This window comes from Paraburkholderia sabiae, from assembly GCF_030412785.1.
In the GTDB taxonomy this organism is placed as follows: Bacteria; Pseudomonadota; Gammaproteobacteria; order Burkholderiales; family Burkholderiaceae; genus Paraburkholderia; species Paraburkholderia sabiae.
On record NZ_CP125295.1, the window covers coordinates 5,269,954 to 5,283,630 of the forward strand.

General features: G+C 65.0%; 11 protein-coding genes. 5 read left to right on the forward strand and 6 right to left on the reverse strand.

The features are described 5' to 3' along the window. Positions 1–95: 95 nt before the first annotated feature. Genes QEN71_RS23645 through QEN71_RS23655 form a run of 3 tightly spaced genes read right to left on the reverse strand, consistent with a single transcriptional unit; the run spans position 96 to position 7,519 of the window. Positions 96–647 carry a penicillin-binding protein activator LpoB gene (locus QEN71_RS23645; protein WP_201660159.1) on the reverse strand — a complete coding sequence of 184 codons (552 nt, stop codon included), beginning with the start codon at positions 645–647 and terminating at the stop codon, positions 96–98. A 52-nt stretch (positions 648–699) separates the two neighbouring features. Beyond that, positions 700–4,668 carry a tetratricopeptide repeat protein gene (locus tag QEN71_RS23650; protein WP_201660156.1) on the reverse strand — a complete coding sequence of 1,323 codons (3,969 nt, stop codon included), beginning with the start codon at positions 4,666–4,668 and terminating at the stop codon, positions 700–702. Further along, on the reverse strand, positions 4,658–7,519 hold the full coding sequence (locus QEN71_RS23655; protein ID WP_201660153.1) for a polysaccharide deacetylase family protein: 2,862 nt from the start codon (positions 7,517–7,519) through the stop codon (positions 4,658–4,660). Before QEN71_RS23655 ends, QEN71_RS23650 begins: the two co-directional genes overlap by 11 nt. 503 nt (positions 7,520–8,022) lie before the next feature. On the opposite strand from QEN71_RS23655, the gene QEN71_RS23660 reads away from it, so the two are divergent. From QEN71_RS23660 to QEN71_RS23670, 3 genes are all read left to right on the forward strand, one after another. Beyond that, complete coding sequence (locus QEN71_RS23660; protein ID WP_201660150.1) at positions 8,023–8,838, forward strand: AraC family transcriptional regulator; 816 nt, start codon at positions 8,023–8,025, stop codon at positions 8,836–8,838. Between the two features lie 88 nt (positions 8,839–8,926). After that, the gene (locus tag QEN71_RS23665; protein ID WP_201660147.1) at positions 8,927–9,577 is read left to right on the forward strand and encodes a LysE family translocator; all 651 of its coding nucleotides are present in this window, start codon (positions 8,927–8,929) and stop codon (positions 9,575–9,577) included. A gap of 180 nt (positions 9,578–9,757) precedes the next feature. Further along, entirely contained in the window at positions 9,758–9,919 is a 162-nt protein-coding gene (locus QEN71_RS23670) for a DUF1328 domain-containing protein (RefSeq protein WP_028368672.1), read from the forward strand. 97 nt (positions 9,920–10,016) lie between these two features. Here QEN71_RS23670 and QEN71_RS23675 read toward each other — a convergent pair whose 3' ends face one another. The 3 genes from QEN71_RS23675 to QEN71_RS23685 all read right to left on the reverse strand — a co-directional run bounded on the left by QEN71_RS23675 (position 10,017) and on the right by QEN71_RS23685 (position 12,158). Next, positions 10,017–10,172, reverse strand: a complete 156-nt coding sequence (locus tag QEN71_RS23675; protein WP_407675447.1) for a hypothetical protein — start codon at positions 10,170–10,172, stop codon at positions 10,017–10,019. Positions 10,173–10,414: 242 nt separating this feature from the next. Next, positions 10,415–11,086 (reverse strand): TetR/AcrR family transcriptional regulator, encoded by a 672-nt coding sequence (locus tag QEN71_RS23680; protein ID WP_201660141.1) that lies wholly within the window; start codon positions 11,084–11,086, stop codon positions 10,415–10,417. 172 nt (positions 11,087–11,258) lie between these two features. After that, positions 11,259–12,158 carry a LysR substrate-binding domain-containing protein gene (locus QEN71_RS23685; RefSeq protein ID WP_233472121.1) on the reverse strand — a complete coding sequence of 300 codons (900 nt, stop codon included), beginning with the start codon at positions 12,156–12,158 and terminating at the stop codon, positions 11,259–11,261. Between the two features lie 115 nt (positions 12,159–12,273). Between QEN71_RS23685 and QEN71_RS23690 the strand changes: the two genes are divergently transcribed. Continuing rightward, positions 12,274–13,167: an EamA family transporter gene (locus tag QEN71_RS23690; protein WP_201660134.1), complete on the forward strand. Its 894-nt coding sequence runs from the start codon at positions 12,274–12,276 to the stop codon at positions 13,165–13,167. Positions 13,168–13,272: 105 nt separating this feature from the next. Continuing rightward, positions 13,273–13,674, forward strand: coding sequence for a YybH family protein (locus QEN71_RS23695; protein WP_201660130.1), 402 nt, complete (start codon positions 13,273–13,275; stop codon positions 13,672–13,674). The last annotated feature ends 3 nt before the right edge of the window (positions 13,675–13,677 follow it).

Below are 13,677 nucleotides of genomic sequence, written 5' to 3' on the forward strand. Positions count from 1 at the left end.
CATCACGTGTCGAATTACTCTGGTATTGCAAAATGCAGCAGATTGCAGCGCATGAGCGTCGCGGCGATGCGCGGCGCTCATCCACATGCGATACATCAGCCGCGCGTGCGCAGCGGCGACAGCAGGTTGCCGATCAGCGACGACGCGACGCTCGACAGGCTCGAACGCGTCCAGCCGCTCTTCGAACCCGTCGCGCTCCACACGACCTGGCCCGAGGCCACGTCGATCAGTTCGAACGTCACGCCCGCGACGGGCTCGCCGTCCACACCGACCTTGTAGCGCCACTCTTCCACGGCGCCCGTCAGCACGTACTTCACGCGCTGCTCGCGCGCCCATGCGAGTTTCTTCTCGCCGATATCGCGCTGCGCGGTATCGAACATCGCGTTCGCCGATGCGTCGACGGGCGCGAGGCGCACGTCAGCGAAACCGTTCGCGCGCAATGCGTTCGCTGCAATCGCCGCCGCGCTGCTGCCTGCCGCCGGCGTTTCGGTGAAGTTCGCCATCGTCACGACGGCGACGGCATCCTTCGATTCGAGCGCGGGCGAGCCCGCCTGGCGAATCGACCCGCATGCGCCCAGCACCAGCGCCGATGCGGCCGCGGCCGCCACCCACTTGATCAAACGTGACCACCCGTTGATGTTGCTCATCGAACCACTCCTCAGAAATGTCGTTATTTCGCTCATGTCGCCGTCTCCGGCATCAGTAGAACCATCGATAGCGCGCACCCAGCACCGTGACGGGCGTGCCGATCTTCGACACGCGCTGATGCGACAGATACACGGCAGCGTGATCGCCGCCGAACACCGTGCCCGCAATGCCGAGACTCACGTCCGGCCCCCAGCCCTGAATCGAGTCGTGCACGATGCCGACGTCGAGAAACGGACGCCACGCATGTGTGTACTGCTCGAGCAATTCGTCGCCGAAGCTGAAGAAGAAACCGTACTGCGTGTACGTGTCGGGCATGAAGTCTTGCGGCGTCGCGGGCTGCAATGCCGTCGGCACGAGACGCGTCATCAGCGCGTCGGCCTGACCGCTCGCGCCGTAGCCGCCATGCGTGATCAGCGCGCGCAGCGTGTAGTCCGGATAATTCGTGCGAATCCGGTAGCTCACTTCGCCCGTCGACAGCACGCCGCTACCGAGGTAAGTCCGCGCCTGGCTATAGAAGCGGTCCGCCTCGATGCTGCCCGTGAACGTGATGCGATCCGTCGCGCGATACGTGAAGTCGCCGATCAGGTTGTCTTTCATGCCGCCCACGAGCAGCGTCTGGTTTTCGTCGGCGACCTGATTGCGGCCCGCGCGCAAGCCGAGCGTCAGCGCCGAGTTGCGCCCCACCTGGCCCGCGAGATCGAGCGTATAGAACGAATCCGATGCGATGCGGCGGCCGCCCGTGATCGAGAACGACGTGTCGCGCGTGCGGCGCTCGCCGGAAATGTTCAGCCAGCGGTCGACGGACGGCACGTTGGTCAGCTGCGTGATATCGGTCGAATGCTGGAAGTGCTGAACGGCCGTCACGCCGACGAGATAACGCTCGGCGATCTTGCGGCTCGCGGCAAGCGTCGTCTCCACGTAATCGAGCGGATGCTCGATGTGATTCTCCACTTCCGCGCCAACGAACTGCGGCCAGTCGAGCGTGGTTTCCGTCACGCGCGTATGCAGGTCGGTGTCTTCCGGCGCGCCGTCGAGCGCATCGAACGCGAGTTGCTGCGCGCGGTCGGGCCGGTCGACGGCAATCGTCGCGTCGATGCGGTCGTTGATCGGCAGACGCGAGCGCTCTTGCGCGAGCAGGCGCTCCATCGTCGGGATGTCGTTCTCGGCGAGCGCGATGGTCAGCTGCGCGTCGACGGGACGCGACAGACGCTCGGCGTACTGCTGCGCGAGCCAGCGTTTCGCGAGCGGATTGCTTTCCTTCGACATCGCCCACGCCACGGCAACGTCCTTCGCGACGGCGCCGCGTACACGCGCATTCACGGGCAAACCAGCGCCGTCGAGCGGAGCGCCACCCGGCAAGCCCTTCGCCGTGCCGATCATCGTGCGGCGCGCAATCGCGTTGTCCGTCGATGCCGGTTTCGCCGACATCAGACTGTCGAGCAGCGCCGCCGATTCATCGCCCGTCGCGTATTCGGCGGAGAGCGTCACGCGCCGGCCGCGCAGATCTTCGAGTGTCTCGGCGTCCTGCGCGGTGCGGCCGCGCATTGCCGCGCGCTGCGCACCGTGCAGCTTCACGAGCCGCGCTTCGTCCTGCTGCATCTGCAGCCACACCTTCTTGCGGATCGACCACGCGAGGCCGTCGTGGCCCGCCTGTTCCTGCGCATCGGCGTAAGTCAGCAGCCACAGCGGATCGCGCGACATCATCGCCGACTGACGGCGCAGATATTCGAGCGCGGCGACAGGACGGTTCAGGCGCATTTCGGCGGCGGCGTACGGTTCCCACAACGCCGAGCTTTGATCGGCGCTGCCGCGCCAGCGCTTCAACGCTTCGCGCAGATCGCCGTCGCTGCCGTAGTCGACGAGCGTCCACAGATACGCCGCGCGCAGATCGGAACTCGCGCCGGGCAGATCGACGGCGCGCTTCAGATCGGCGAGCGCTTTCTGCTGCTCGTTGATCAGGCGATAGTATTCGGCGCGCACGCCGAGCAGCGCGGGCGATGCTTCCGCCGCCTTCAGTTCTTCCGGCGTGAGACTCGCGAGCAGGAACGCGATGCGGTCCATCGCCTGAGCGTCGGTGTAATAGAAGATCGCGTCCTGCAATGCGCGCACCGTGTGATCGCGGCGATAGCGCAACTCGGCGACGCGGCCCGCATCGATCGGATACGGATCGTAGAAGTACGTCATGTCGCCGAGGTCTTCGGACGTCGCCGCGCCGCTCGCGATCAGATGGCGATACGCTTCGTTCGCGTCGTCGTCGAGTTGCAGCAGACGCGCGAGTTCCGCATAGTTGCGCCAGAAGTCTTCGTCGGTATCTTTCGCGCCCGCGCGCGCCGTCTTCAGCGCAGCCAGCGACGCGCGATAGTCGCCCTGGCGATACAGCACGCTCGCCGTGCGCAGCGCCGCGTTCGCATCGTTCGGATGACGCGCCTGCACCGCCCGATACGTCGCGAGCGCCTGATCGTCGTGGCCCGCGCGTTCGGCGAGCTGGCCGATGCGCTGGTCGAGCGCGTCGGCGTTCTGCGCGCGCGGCAGCGAGCGCAGGAAGGCGAGGCCGTCGTCGGGACGACCGAGACGTTCATACGTGGCCGTCACGTTGTCGATCAGCTTCAGATCGTTCGGCGTCGCGCGCGCTTCGTGCACGAGCGCCGTCAGATACGCCTCGTCATCGTCGAGCATCGGCGCGATGCGCAGCACGTTCTGCCAGCCGACCTGATCGTTCGACAGTTGCGCGTAGTCGAGCCACGACTTCAGCGCGAGCGACGGATCGCGATTCCATTCCGCGACCTGTGCGAGACGCTTGACCCATTCGACGGAACGCGGATCGCGCTGCACCTGCTGCGCGGCGATCTTCTGCGCGCTCGCCAGATCGCCCGATTCGACGAAGGCCTGGAACACGACGTTCGCGACGCTCGGGTCCGAGCGGATTGCGTCGCGGCTGGGGGTGTTCGTTTCTTGCGGGCCTTGCGCGCCCTTCGTGCTGCTCACGGCTTGCGGTACTGCTGCCGCGGCGACGCGAATCACGCGAACGCCGCCCTGCTCTTCATCGGCTGCCGCGCGCATCGCTGCACGCAGACTCACCAGCGCAGCGCCCCGGCGATAAGCCACAGGACCATCCATATACGCATACCCTGCCTGCGCCACATCGTGCATAGGCGTCGGCTCAGCCAGCGCGTACTTCGCGAGCAGCTTCGCGTAATGGTCGACGGCATCGGGACGGTTCGCCGCGCGCGCAAGATTCAACAGCACGACGAGCGTCGCGGGATCGTCGGCGAGCGGGCCGAGATGTGCGTCGGCGGCCGTCAGCGCGTCGTTCAGCAGATTGCCCGACTGCAGCGTGCGGATGCCCGCGACAAAACAGCGGCGTTGCTCGTCGCGCGTCGTCGCGGCGGCTTCCTGACGGAACCACGCATCGGCAGCGGCACGATAGTCGCCGACCTGCAGCGCGTAACGCGTGATCTGCGTGTCCCACTTGTTGCGTCCGTCGGGATCGTTCGCCGACAGCCGCGCGTACAGTTGCGCCGCGAGATCGGGCATGCCGACGGCGGCCGAACGCTGCGCAAGCCATTCGAGATCGCGCGGCGCCCACGGCAACTTCGCGGCCTGCGTCAGACGCGCGCGCAGGTTTTCAAGCGCGGGAACGCGGCGCGGATCGTCTTCGGGAATCGCGAACGTGCGCTGCTCCGTCACCGACAGATGCAGCATCATCGCGCTGCGCAGCATGTCGTCCGAACCGAGCTTTTCCATGCGTGCGGCGATGCGCTCGGCGTCGTCGGTGCGACCCAGATACAGATACTGCGCGCCCAGCAGCGACAGAAACTCTTCGTTATCGGGCTGAACCTTCGACCACGCTTCCAGATACGCGACGCTCAGCTCGCTCGGCGCGCCGACCGACGCGACGCGCTGGCGCAAGCCGCCGCGCGGCGACACGCCGTACATCGTCGCGACCACCACGCCCGCGAGCGTGTAGATGAGCCACGTCGGAACGATACGGGGACGTTTGTCGTTCGTTTTATCGTTCACAGCGGATCTCGACGGGCTGATAGTGGACTTCGAGGGCGTTGAGCGGGGCCGTATCGAAGCGGACGAAGGCGCCGTCGTGTTTCAGTGGCACGGGGCGGCCCGCGATGCTCGCGCTGCACGTCTGCGCATTCGCGAGCTTCACGAACGGCTCGTAATAGCCGCCAAACTCGAACGACATGCCCTTCGCGTCGCGTTTGAAATCGCGCACGAAACCGTTGGCCTCGGCGATATATGGCAGCGCGCTCGCCTTCGACAACGTACCCGGTTCGTCGAACGACACGCGCGCCGCGCCGTCCGTGATGTGGATATACGTGCCGTCCGGTCCCGGCGCATAGCCCGTCACGCCACGCGACGCATGCAGGTCGGGCGCAGTGGTCTGCGGCCAGTGCAGTTCGCGCACTTCGCCGTTGCCGCGCACGAGCCAGTCATCGGACTTCGCGTTAGCGCCTTCGCTCTGCACCGAGCGCGCGACGGCGAACGTACGCCAGTCGAGCACCTTGTGCGCGTAGTCCGTCATATGCACGGGCAGCACGGGCTGCTTGAGCACCGCTGCGAAGATCTGGTCGAGCGCACGCAGCGACGCGACCTTCGTGCCGCTGTACATGTGGTAGTAGATGTCGATCGGCTTGAAGCGGCGCGGCTTGTCGGTCATGTCGAACGTTTCGAGCACACGCGTGAAGCCGTAGAACGGGCCGAGCCAGTCGTTCGTGTAGACGTTCTCGTCCTGGTTCGGCGCATAGACCTGATACGCGCCCGGCCCTTTCAGCACGCCGATGGGCGCGATATTGGTCCAGCTGTTCGCGCTCTTCGTGATGACGGTGTCGCCGCCGTTCACGTTGTCGACGCCTGCCTGATACGTCTTGCGCACGACGATCGCGGGCGGCTCGCAGTTGCCCGGCCATTGCAGGATCGTCACCTTCTTGCCGGCTGGCGCGAGACGCGAATTGATGTAATCGATCGAGCCCGTTACTTCGCGATCGATATTGAACGTGTAGTTCGGAATGTTCAGCGAGAACGCCGTGTCGCCGCCGCCGCGATCCACGCGCTCGCCCGTCTTCGCGTCGACGTTCTCCCATTCGAACGGATGCGAATACGTGTGCGTGCCGATCGCCACGTACGGCAGCGCGAACATCTTGCGCGCGATCTCTTCCAGACGCGGCGAAATCTGCGGATACAGACCCTTCGGCCCCACTTCGCCTTCGATCACCGACAGCGTCATCGGCACCTTGTAGCGCGTGAAAATCTGCTGATAGAGCGCTTCGCCCGAATAGTCGGCGCCGGGGAATTCCGCGCGCGACGCAAAGCCGTCGCCGTCCACGTGCGTCATAAAGAGGCGGCGGCCGTTTTCCGTGGTGACGCTCGGCGACGGCATCGCCTGCAGGCGCAGCGCCTGACGCAGGAAATCGATCGGCTGGATCGCCCAGCGCTCCTGGCCGATGCCGTTCAGCGACACGACCGTGTACGGGCTCATCGCGAAGCCGCCCCACGGCGTGATCGCGATCTGGTCGAGCGTCGCTTCGCCGCTCTTCACGCGCAACAGCGACTTGCTCGCGCTGCCGACCTGCACGCCTGTCAGATCGCGCGCGCCGAGCTTCGGATCGACTTCGAAGCCGACCATCGGATCGCGCGACACAACCTCGATCTTGTCGGTAAACGGACCCGCGACGGCTTGCAGATCGAGCGCGCGGCCTTCGTCTTCCGCCGCGTCGAAACCGAACTGCCCCATGAACACCATGGGCACATGCGCGGCCATGCGCGCATCGACCCACGTGCGCCACGCGCCGCTATTCGCCGTTTCATCGCTCTGCAGCCACGCGACGATGCCCGCGTAGCGGTCCGGCGTGATGCCGTCGGGCAGCGGCTCGTTGACGTTCGCGTATTCGACGTCGTAGCCGAGATAGTTGAGCGGCGTCGCGAGATCGCGCACGCCGGGCGTTTCGTCGAGCGGCAGGTCGACCTCGCTGTCCTGCACGATCAGCACCTTGCGCGGCAGCACTTCGATCGCGCCGATGCCCACCTGATTCAGCGACGCGTTCGTCACGTAGGGCGTCACGCCCTGCGCGAGCACTTGTGCCGCCGTCGTGCGCGCGCATGCGCGGTCGTCGGCGGGACAGGTTTCGATCGAAACGACAGGCACGCCTGTCGATTGCGTGAAGTTTTTCGCGGCGGCGGCGCGCGCATCGCGCTCGCTCGCGGCGACGTTGCCGTTCTGCGCATCGCGCACCAGCGACGGCCCGATCACGGCATAGAGCGCATTCGCGTGCGGCTGTGCGGCCTGCAACGCGCCCTCGCCGCCGATCACGAGACGCGCATCGGGATGCGCGGCGTGGATTGCGTCGATCGATGCAATGGCCGCGGGCGTGTCGAGCAGGAAGCCGCGATAGCCGCGCTTCCACAACGGTTCGATCTGCGCGCCGATGAATGTGTCCGGCGTGGCTTGCGCGGCATCGGCGTGCGTGCGCGCGAGCCAGACGGTGTGACGCAGCGGATGCGCATCGGGGTCGAAGCCGCTGGCGGGATCGATCACGACGGCATCGAACGCCTGCAATTCGCCGACGGGCACACGCGAGCCATAGAAGAACGCGAGATTGACGCGCGGCGACGCAGCACCGTTCGATGCCTGCGCGTGCAACTGGGTGGCCGCCCCGGTCGAAGATTGCGCCTGCGCAGCGACGCCATGCATCGCGAACGCAGCCGTCGCAGCCAGTGCAACCACACGAGCGTGCGCAAGCGCACGAACGAGCGCGCGCGGTTGCGCCATCATCGTTCTGTGCACTGTGAGGCCGAAGCCTTGCAACACCCCGTCGAGCGCCGATTGCGCTTCGAATATCGTTTGAATCCCCGCTCGCATACGATTTTTTCTTCGGTTATTTCTTTTTTACCGACCGGCATTAAAAAACCGGTTTTCCTGGGATTTACGTCCCGTCGATCAGCAGCGCATGGCCATATGTCAAATAACGGACAATGCGCCGCGCACTTGAGGAAAATCTGCAGACTGGAAAGATCAGAGGATACGAAGCGCTATCTCTGTGAATCGGCGCGCATTTTAGCGCGTTCCGACTGCCTGAGAAGGGGTGTCGCAAAAATATCACGGGGCTGAAAACGGCATAACTGCATGCTCCGTGAATATCGATTTATGCTGAGAAAGGCTCGCAAACGTTTAACCAGATAATCGCGAACGGATATTCGATTTTCATTATTTTTCAATTCGACCGGTTCTTATTACCGACTATTTCATGCATGCCTGACTCATTTTAAAAGTCGAATTGTCAGGAATGGAAAGGCGCGCAAACGATTTCGCGGTTGCGATGAGGTGCAACTCACGCGGCGTTGCGTTTATGCGATCATCGGTCCATGAACGATCAACGTTACTGGCGCGACCCGCAGCTGCCGTTTGTCGAAAGCCGGCTCGCTTTCGGCTCGCGCGCGTGCTACGTGCCGCATACGCACGACACGCTCTCCATCGGCGCCGTCGACAGCGGCCACAGCAACTATGTCTGCGGCGACGATCGCGCGCGCCTCGGTCCGGGCAGTCTGGTGCTGATTCCCGCGACGCGCGTTCATTCGTGCAATCCGGATACGGACAGCGAGTGGAGCTACCAGATGCTGCATCTCGATGTCGCGTGGGCGAGCGCCGTGCTGCGCGAAAGCGGCAGCGCAGATGCCGACGACGTGCTCGCGCGTCCGTCGATCAATCACGACCGCGAGGCGTATCTGCGTTATTGCTCGCTGAACCGGCTGCTGTTCTCGGACGCGGATAGCGCGGAGAAGGAAGCGGCGCTGATTCTCTTCGTCAGCGAGCGCACGTGGCTCGGCGTAGCGCGCGAGCTTCCGCCTGTGCCGTGCATCGCAGCCGATCGCCTGAGACGCATCACCGATCTGCTGCATGACGCGTACGGCGAGCGCCTGCCCATCGAGCAGCTCGCGCAGATGGCGGGCATGAGCCGCTATGCGTTCATTCGCGCGTTTCGCGCTGCGACGGGCATGGCGCCGCACGCTTATCAACTGGATCTGCGCATCAACGCCGCGCGCCGCCTGTTGCGCGATGGCCAGGCGCTCACTGCCGTCGCACATGACCTCGGCTTCGCGGATCAGGCGCATTTCCAGCGCGCCTTCAAGGAGCGCGTCGCGATGACGCCGGGCGCCTATCGACGCGCGGCCGGTTCATAAGCGCTGTGCCCTGCTTCGCATCGCGCACTTTTCTTCAATATCTCCGCGCACCTGTCCCGCAGACTCCCCGCACACACAAGGAGTCGAGATGGGTCTTTCTCTTCAGCAATTCGCGATGGTCGCGGGCGCGCATCTTCTTGCCCTGCTCAGCCCCGGCCCGGATTTCTTCCTGATCGCACGCAGCGCGCTTTTACGCGGATGGCGCAAGACGGGCGCCGTGTGCTTCGGCATCGCGTGCGCGAACGGCGTCTTCATCGCACTTGCGGTGGGCGGCGTGGCGGCGCTGCATCGGCATGGCGTAGCGTTCGCGCTCGTGCAGGCATCGGGCTGCGTCTATCTGCTCTATCTGGGCGGATTGATGCTGCGGCATGCGAGCGCGGCTTCGATCGCGACGCCCGATCGCGATGAATCGTCCGCGCCGAGGCCGAGCGCGTGGCTCACACGATTCGCAACGGGTTTCGCCTCCGCGATTCTCAATCCGAAGAACGCGCTCTTCTATGCAAGCCTGTTCGCGTTGCTCGCGGCACGCGACGCGCCTTTCGGCGCGCAGATCGTCTACGGCGTCTGGATGTTCGCGGCCGTGTTCGGTTGGGATCTGCTGGTAGCGATGGGGATCGGGCATCCCGCCGTGGTTGCGCGCTTCACGCGCCATAGCGCGTCGATCGAACGCGTGACGGGCGTCGTATTGCTCGCGATTGGCGCAAGCGTGCTGGCGATGCTCGCACGCGACTGGCTATGAGGCAGCGAGGAGCTATGCTTCCTGATGTCGCAGATAACGGGTTCCGGCGACGTCCGTGTCGATAGGCATGGGTGTTGCTCCATGCGGTGACGGCGGCGCCTGTGTCTGCCGACGCGGTTTCCGCGCCCGTGGATCGGTCATTGCATCGATCCGTTCAGCCAAACACCGATGGAGGATTCCATGCTTCGATACGCTGCCATCTTCTTCGTCATCGCCATCATTGCGGCCGTCTTCGGATTCGGCGGCATTGCCGCAGGCGCTGCTGAAATAGCAAAGGTGCTGTTCTTTATCTTTATCGTGATCTTTCTCGTCACGCTGCTCATGGGCGTGATCCGACGCTAACGCTGCTCGCGGATCCATGCCGGCAACGCAGGCGGACGTGCAATTTGTCGCGCGTCCGCTTGCAATAGTTGCCGCCGCAGCATCTACATCACTGCGATCAGACGTCTGCGCGCGATTCGAGCGCGCTAAGCACTTCATCGAGCTTTCTTGCGCGGGTCTGCTGCGCGGGAATGCGCGCGGCGGCCGTCACGTCGTCGACGCGCTTGCGCCAGTACGACAGCGGCAGATGATCCGTTCCTGAAATGCGCGCCATGACATGCTCGAGATGTTCTATATCCGACTCAAGCTGATGATGGTTCATGCGTTTCCCCGATCGCACCGTTCGCGCGGTCGACAGACATGTCGTCGCGGCGGCGTCGAATTGATATGCGCTGAAAGCGGCCGGCATGCGCACTGCGCTTGCGGCCGTCGGACGTTCAATATGACATCAGGGAAAAACGGCCCGCAAGCCCGCCGTTGCATATCGGAGAAACGATGGCGAAATGATTCCGGCTTTCACGCGCTTGTAAAACTGTCGTCCTCTCGCGCGAGCCGCGGGGTATCCACGGCGAGGCTGTAGTTCAGGAAGCCGAGGATCAGGCGCACCATTTCGTCTTCGAAGGCGTCGGTGCCGAAGTAATGCGGACGCTCCAGCGCCGTCGCGAGCAGCACGCCGGAGATCGCGCGAAACAGCACGAAGCGCGCTTCGTCGTTGCCGATGCGCTTGCCCAGATCCGGGTTCTCGCGGTTCAACGTGCCCGAAATCAGGCCGAAGTAGCGCAGCATCCCTTGTCCGAGCGGCGAGTCGGGCGCAGCCGCCGCCCACTCGGCGCGCAGGATCCCATAGAGGCGCGGACGGTCGCCGATAAACGCCGCGACCACGCGGATCATGCGGCGCGCGTTGAGCCCCGTGCCGAACGGCGCTGGCTGCACGAGCGCCTCTTTCATCATCGCCGTCAGGCGGTCCAGTTCGCGTCGCGCGAGCGCTTCGATCAGCCCTTCCTTGTTCGGAAAGTACTGATAGATCGCGCCGATACTGAATCCCGCCGTATCGGCGACGCGCTGTGTCGTCAGCCCCGCCTTTCCATGCGCTTCGAGCGTGCGGGCAGCGGCTTCCATGATGCTGTCGAGCGCGAATTCGGCACGCGCCTGTTTGGGCCGCCGACGCGACGTGGGAGTCGTGGGCAAAGAAGCTCCGTGAATGAATGAAGGTTGATTGTTGAGTGCGCAACATCATTGCGCATCAAACGTTGACGCACGCAGTGTGCATCAATCACGGCGATTGTGGAATGGTGGGAAACTTCAGCGCGATCCCGTCGAGCGAGGTTATCACGCGTGCGCCCCAGGAATTCGCACCCGTTCAGCGGCGCGCCGCCCTCGATGGCCGGTCGCTCAGGCCCAGGTCGAGTTCCTCGCAGAGAAAGCGCTGAAGCGCATCGACGGCGGCTTTCCGGGTGCTTGCCGCATGCCGCACGAACAGGCCGAGATCGGCGGCGGGCGGCTCGGGCAGGCCGTCGGCGGCGCCGAGCACACGCATCGTGTCGCTGCGGATATTGCCGTCGAGCAGCACCGATACGCCCAGCCCCGCCTCGACGGCGGACTGCACGGCAGGCAGGCTCGTACTCGTGCAGACGACCCGCCACGCGATGCCCGCGCGCCGCAAAATCGTCATCACCTGCTGCTGCCACAGACACGCGCCGCCGAACGCGACGAGCGGCAACGGTGCGTCGGGATCGGGCAGGTAACCACGCGCGCCGACCCAGAACAGCGGCTGTGTCCACGCGACGAGCGGCGTCGCGTCGACCATCGCGGGATCGCCGACGAGCACGTCGAGCGCGCCATCGTGAAGACGTTGCGACAGCGCCGCGCTCGCATCGACGACGATCTCCAGCGCGAGCTGCGGATGCGCGGCCGAGAAGCGCCGCAACGCGCGCGGCAAACGGCCGACGGCCACATCTTCGAGCATGCCGAGCCGCACCGTGCCCGCCACGTCGCCGACTTCGAGCGCGCGACGCGCGTCTTCGCCGGCACCGAGGATCGCGTGCGCATACGGCAGCAGCCGATGCCCGGCGTCCGTCAGCCGCACGCCGCGCGGCGAACGCTCCAGCAGACGCTGGCCGATGTCCTCTTCGAGTCGGCGCAACTGCATGCTCACGGCCGCCTGCGTGCGCGCGAGACGCACGGCCGCCGCGCTGACGGCGCCCGTTTCGGCGACCGTCACGAAGGCCCGGAGAAGACTGCTGTCGAAGTCGCGCATCATTAAGAATCGTGATATCGGCATAAGGAATATCAGCTTATCTTAACGCCCGTTTCACCGATATCATGATCGTTCCTCGCCCGCTGTGCGTCGCCGTTGTGCCCCACTACTCACATACATGAAAGACTCCACGCTCGCCGATCCCCTCACCTTCGACGCCACGCCGCCCGCCGCGCCGAAGCGCCACGTCGGCGTGGCCGCGCTGCTCGGCCTGATGTCGATGTCGTGCGTGCAGTTCGGCGCCGCGCTGTCCGCGCCGACGATGGACGCGTTCGGCGCGTTTAGCACGACGTGGCTGCGGCTCGCGTGGGCAGCCGTGATTCTCGCCATCGTCGTGCGTCCGAAGCTGCGCAGCTACTCGCGCGCGCACTGGCTGGCCGCGGGCGTGCTCGGCGTCGCGATGGCGGGCATGACGCTGTGCTTCTTCTCGGCGATCGAGCGCATTCCGCTCGGCCTCGCCGTCGCGATCGACTTTCTGGGGCCGCTGACGGTCGCTACGCTCGGCGTGCGGCGTCTGCGTGCGCTGCTGTGGCCGTTGCTGGCGGTCGCGGGCGTACTCCTGCTCGCGCGCGATCGCGCGGGCTGGATCGGCGACCCCGTCGGCATGCTGCTTGCAGCGGGCGCGGCATGCGGCTGGGGCAGCTATATCGTTCTGATGAAAAAGACGGGCGCGCTGTTCAATGGACTCGAAGGGCTCTCTGTATCGCTGATCGCGGCGGCGCTCGTCGCGACGCCGTTCGGCCTGACCGAGCATGGCGTGCATATCGCGCCGATGCAGTTCGCCGCGACGGCTGGCCTCGCCGTGCTCGTGCCGCTTTTGCCGTACGCGCTGGAAATGATCGCGCTGCGTCATATGCCCGCTGCATCGTTCGGCATTCTGATGAGCCTTGAACCGGCCATCGGCGCGCTTGCGGGCTTTATCGTGCTGCATCAGCCGATGACGGCGCTGCAACTGGCGGGAACGCTGTTCGTCGTGAGCGCGAGTGTCGGTGTGATTGTCACGTCGCGGTGAGGGCTGCGGCCGGGCGCGAATGATGCGCGACGTCGGGCGTCTAGAATCGAATCGACGTATGAATCGACGCATGAACAGACGAACCTGAACCGCGAGGACTCCATCATGACCGACGACGAACGCGCCATCCGCCAGTTGATCGACACCTGGCTTGCCGCCAGCAAGGCCGGCGACACGGCAACCGTGCTGTCCCTGATGACCGACGATGTGATTTTCATGGTGCCCGGCCAGAAACCGTTCGGCAAAGCCGCATTCATGGCGGCGTCCGAGGGCCAGAAAAACATTTCAATCGACGGCAAAAGCGAGATTCTCGAACTTCAGGTTTTGGGCGACTGGGCCTTCCTGCGCTCGCACCTCGAAATCTCGATCACGCCGAAGGACGGCTCCGCGCCGCCGATGCGCCTCGCCGGCAACACGATGACGATTCTGCGCAAGGAAACCGACGGCCGCTGGCTGCTCGCGCGTGACGCCAATCTCCTCGTGCCGCAGACCGCTTCGCAGACTTAAAGT

Bases quoted from the DNA above. Each gene is read 5' to 3' on its own strand.
- QEN71_RS23645 (WP_201660159.1), bottom strand. From the start codon at position 647: ATGAGCAACATCAACGGGTGGTCACGTTTGATCAAGTGGGTGGCGGCC.
- QEN71_RS23655 (WP_201660153.1), bottom strand. From the start codon at position 7,519: ATGCGAGCGGGGATTCAAACGATATTCGAAGCGCAATCGGCGCTCGAC.
- QEN71_RS23660 (WP_201660150.1), top strand. From the start codon at position 8,023: ATGAACGATCAACGTTACTGGCGCGACCCGCAGCTGCCGTTTGTCGAA.
- QEN71_RS23665 (WP_201660147.1), top strand. From the start codon at position 8,927: ATGGGTCTTTCTCTTCAGCAATTCGCGATGGTCGCGGGCGCGCATCTT.
- QEN71_RS23670 (WP_028368672.1), top strand. From the start codon at position 9,758: ATGCTTCGATACGCTGCCATCTTCTTCGTCATCGCCATCATTGCGGCC.
- QEN71_RS23675 (WP_407675447.1), bottom strand. From the start codon at position 10,172: ATGGCGCGCATTTCAGGAACGGATCATCTGCCGCTGTCGTACTGGCGC.
- QEN71_RS23685 (WP_233472121.1), bottom strand. From the start codon at position 12,158: ATGATGCGCGACTTCGACAGCAGTCTTCTCCGGGCCTTCGTGACGGTC.
- QEN71_RS23690 (WP_201660134.1), top strand. From the start codon at position 12,274: ATGAAAGACTCCACGCTCGCCGATCCCCTCACCTTCGACGCCACGCCG.
- QEN71_RS23695 (WP_201660130.1), top strand. From the start codon at position 13,273: ATGACCGACGACGAACGCGCCATCCGCCAGTTGATCGACACCTGGCTT.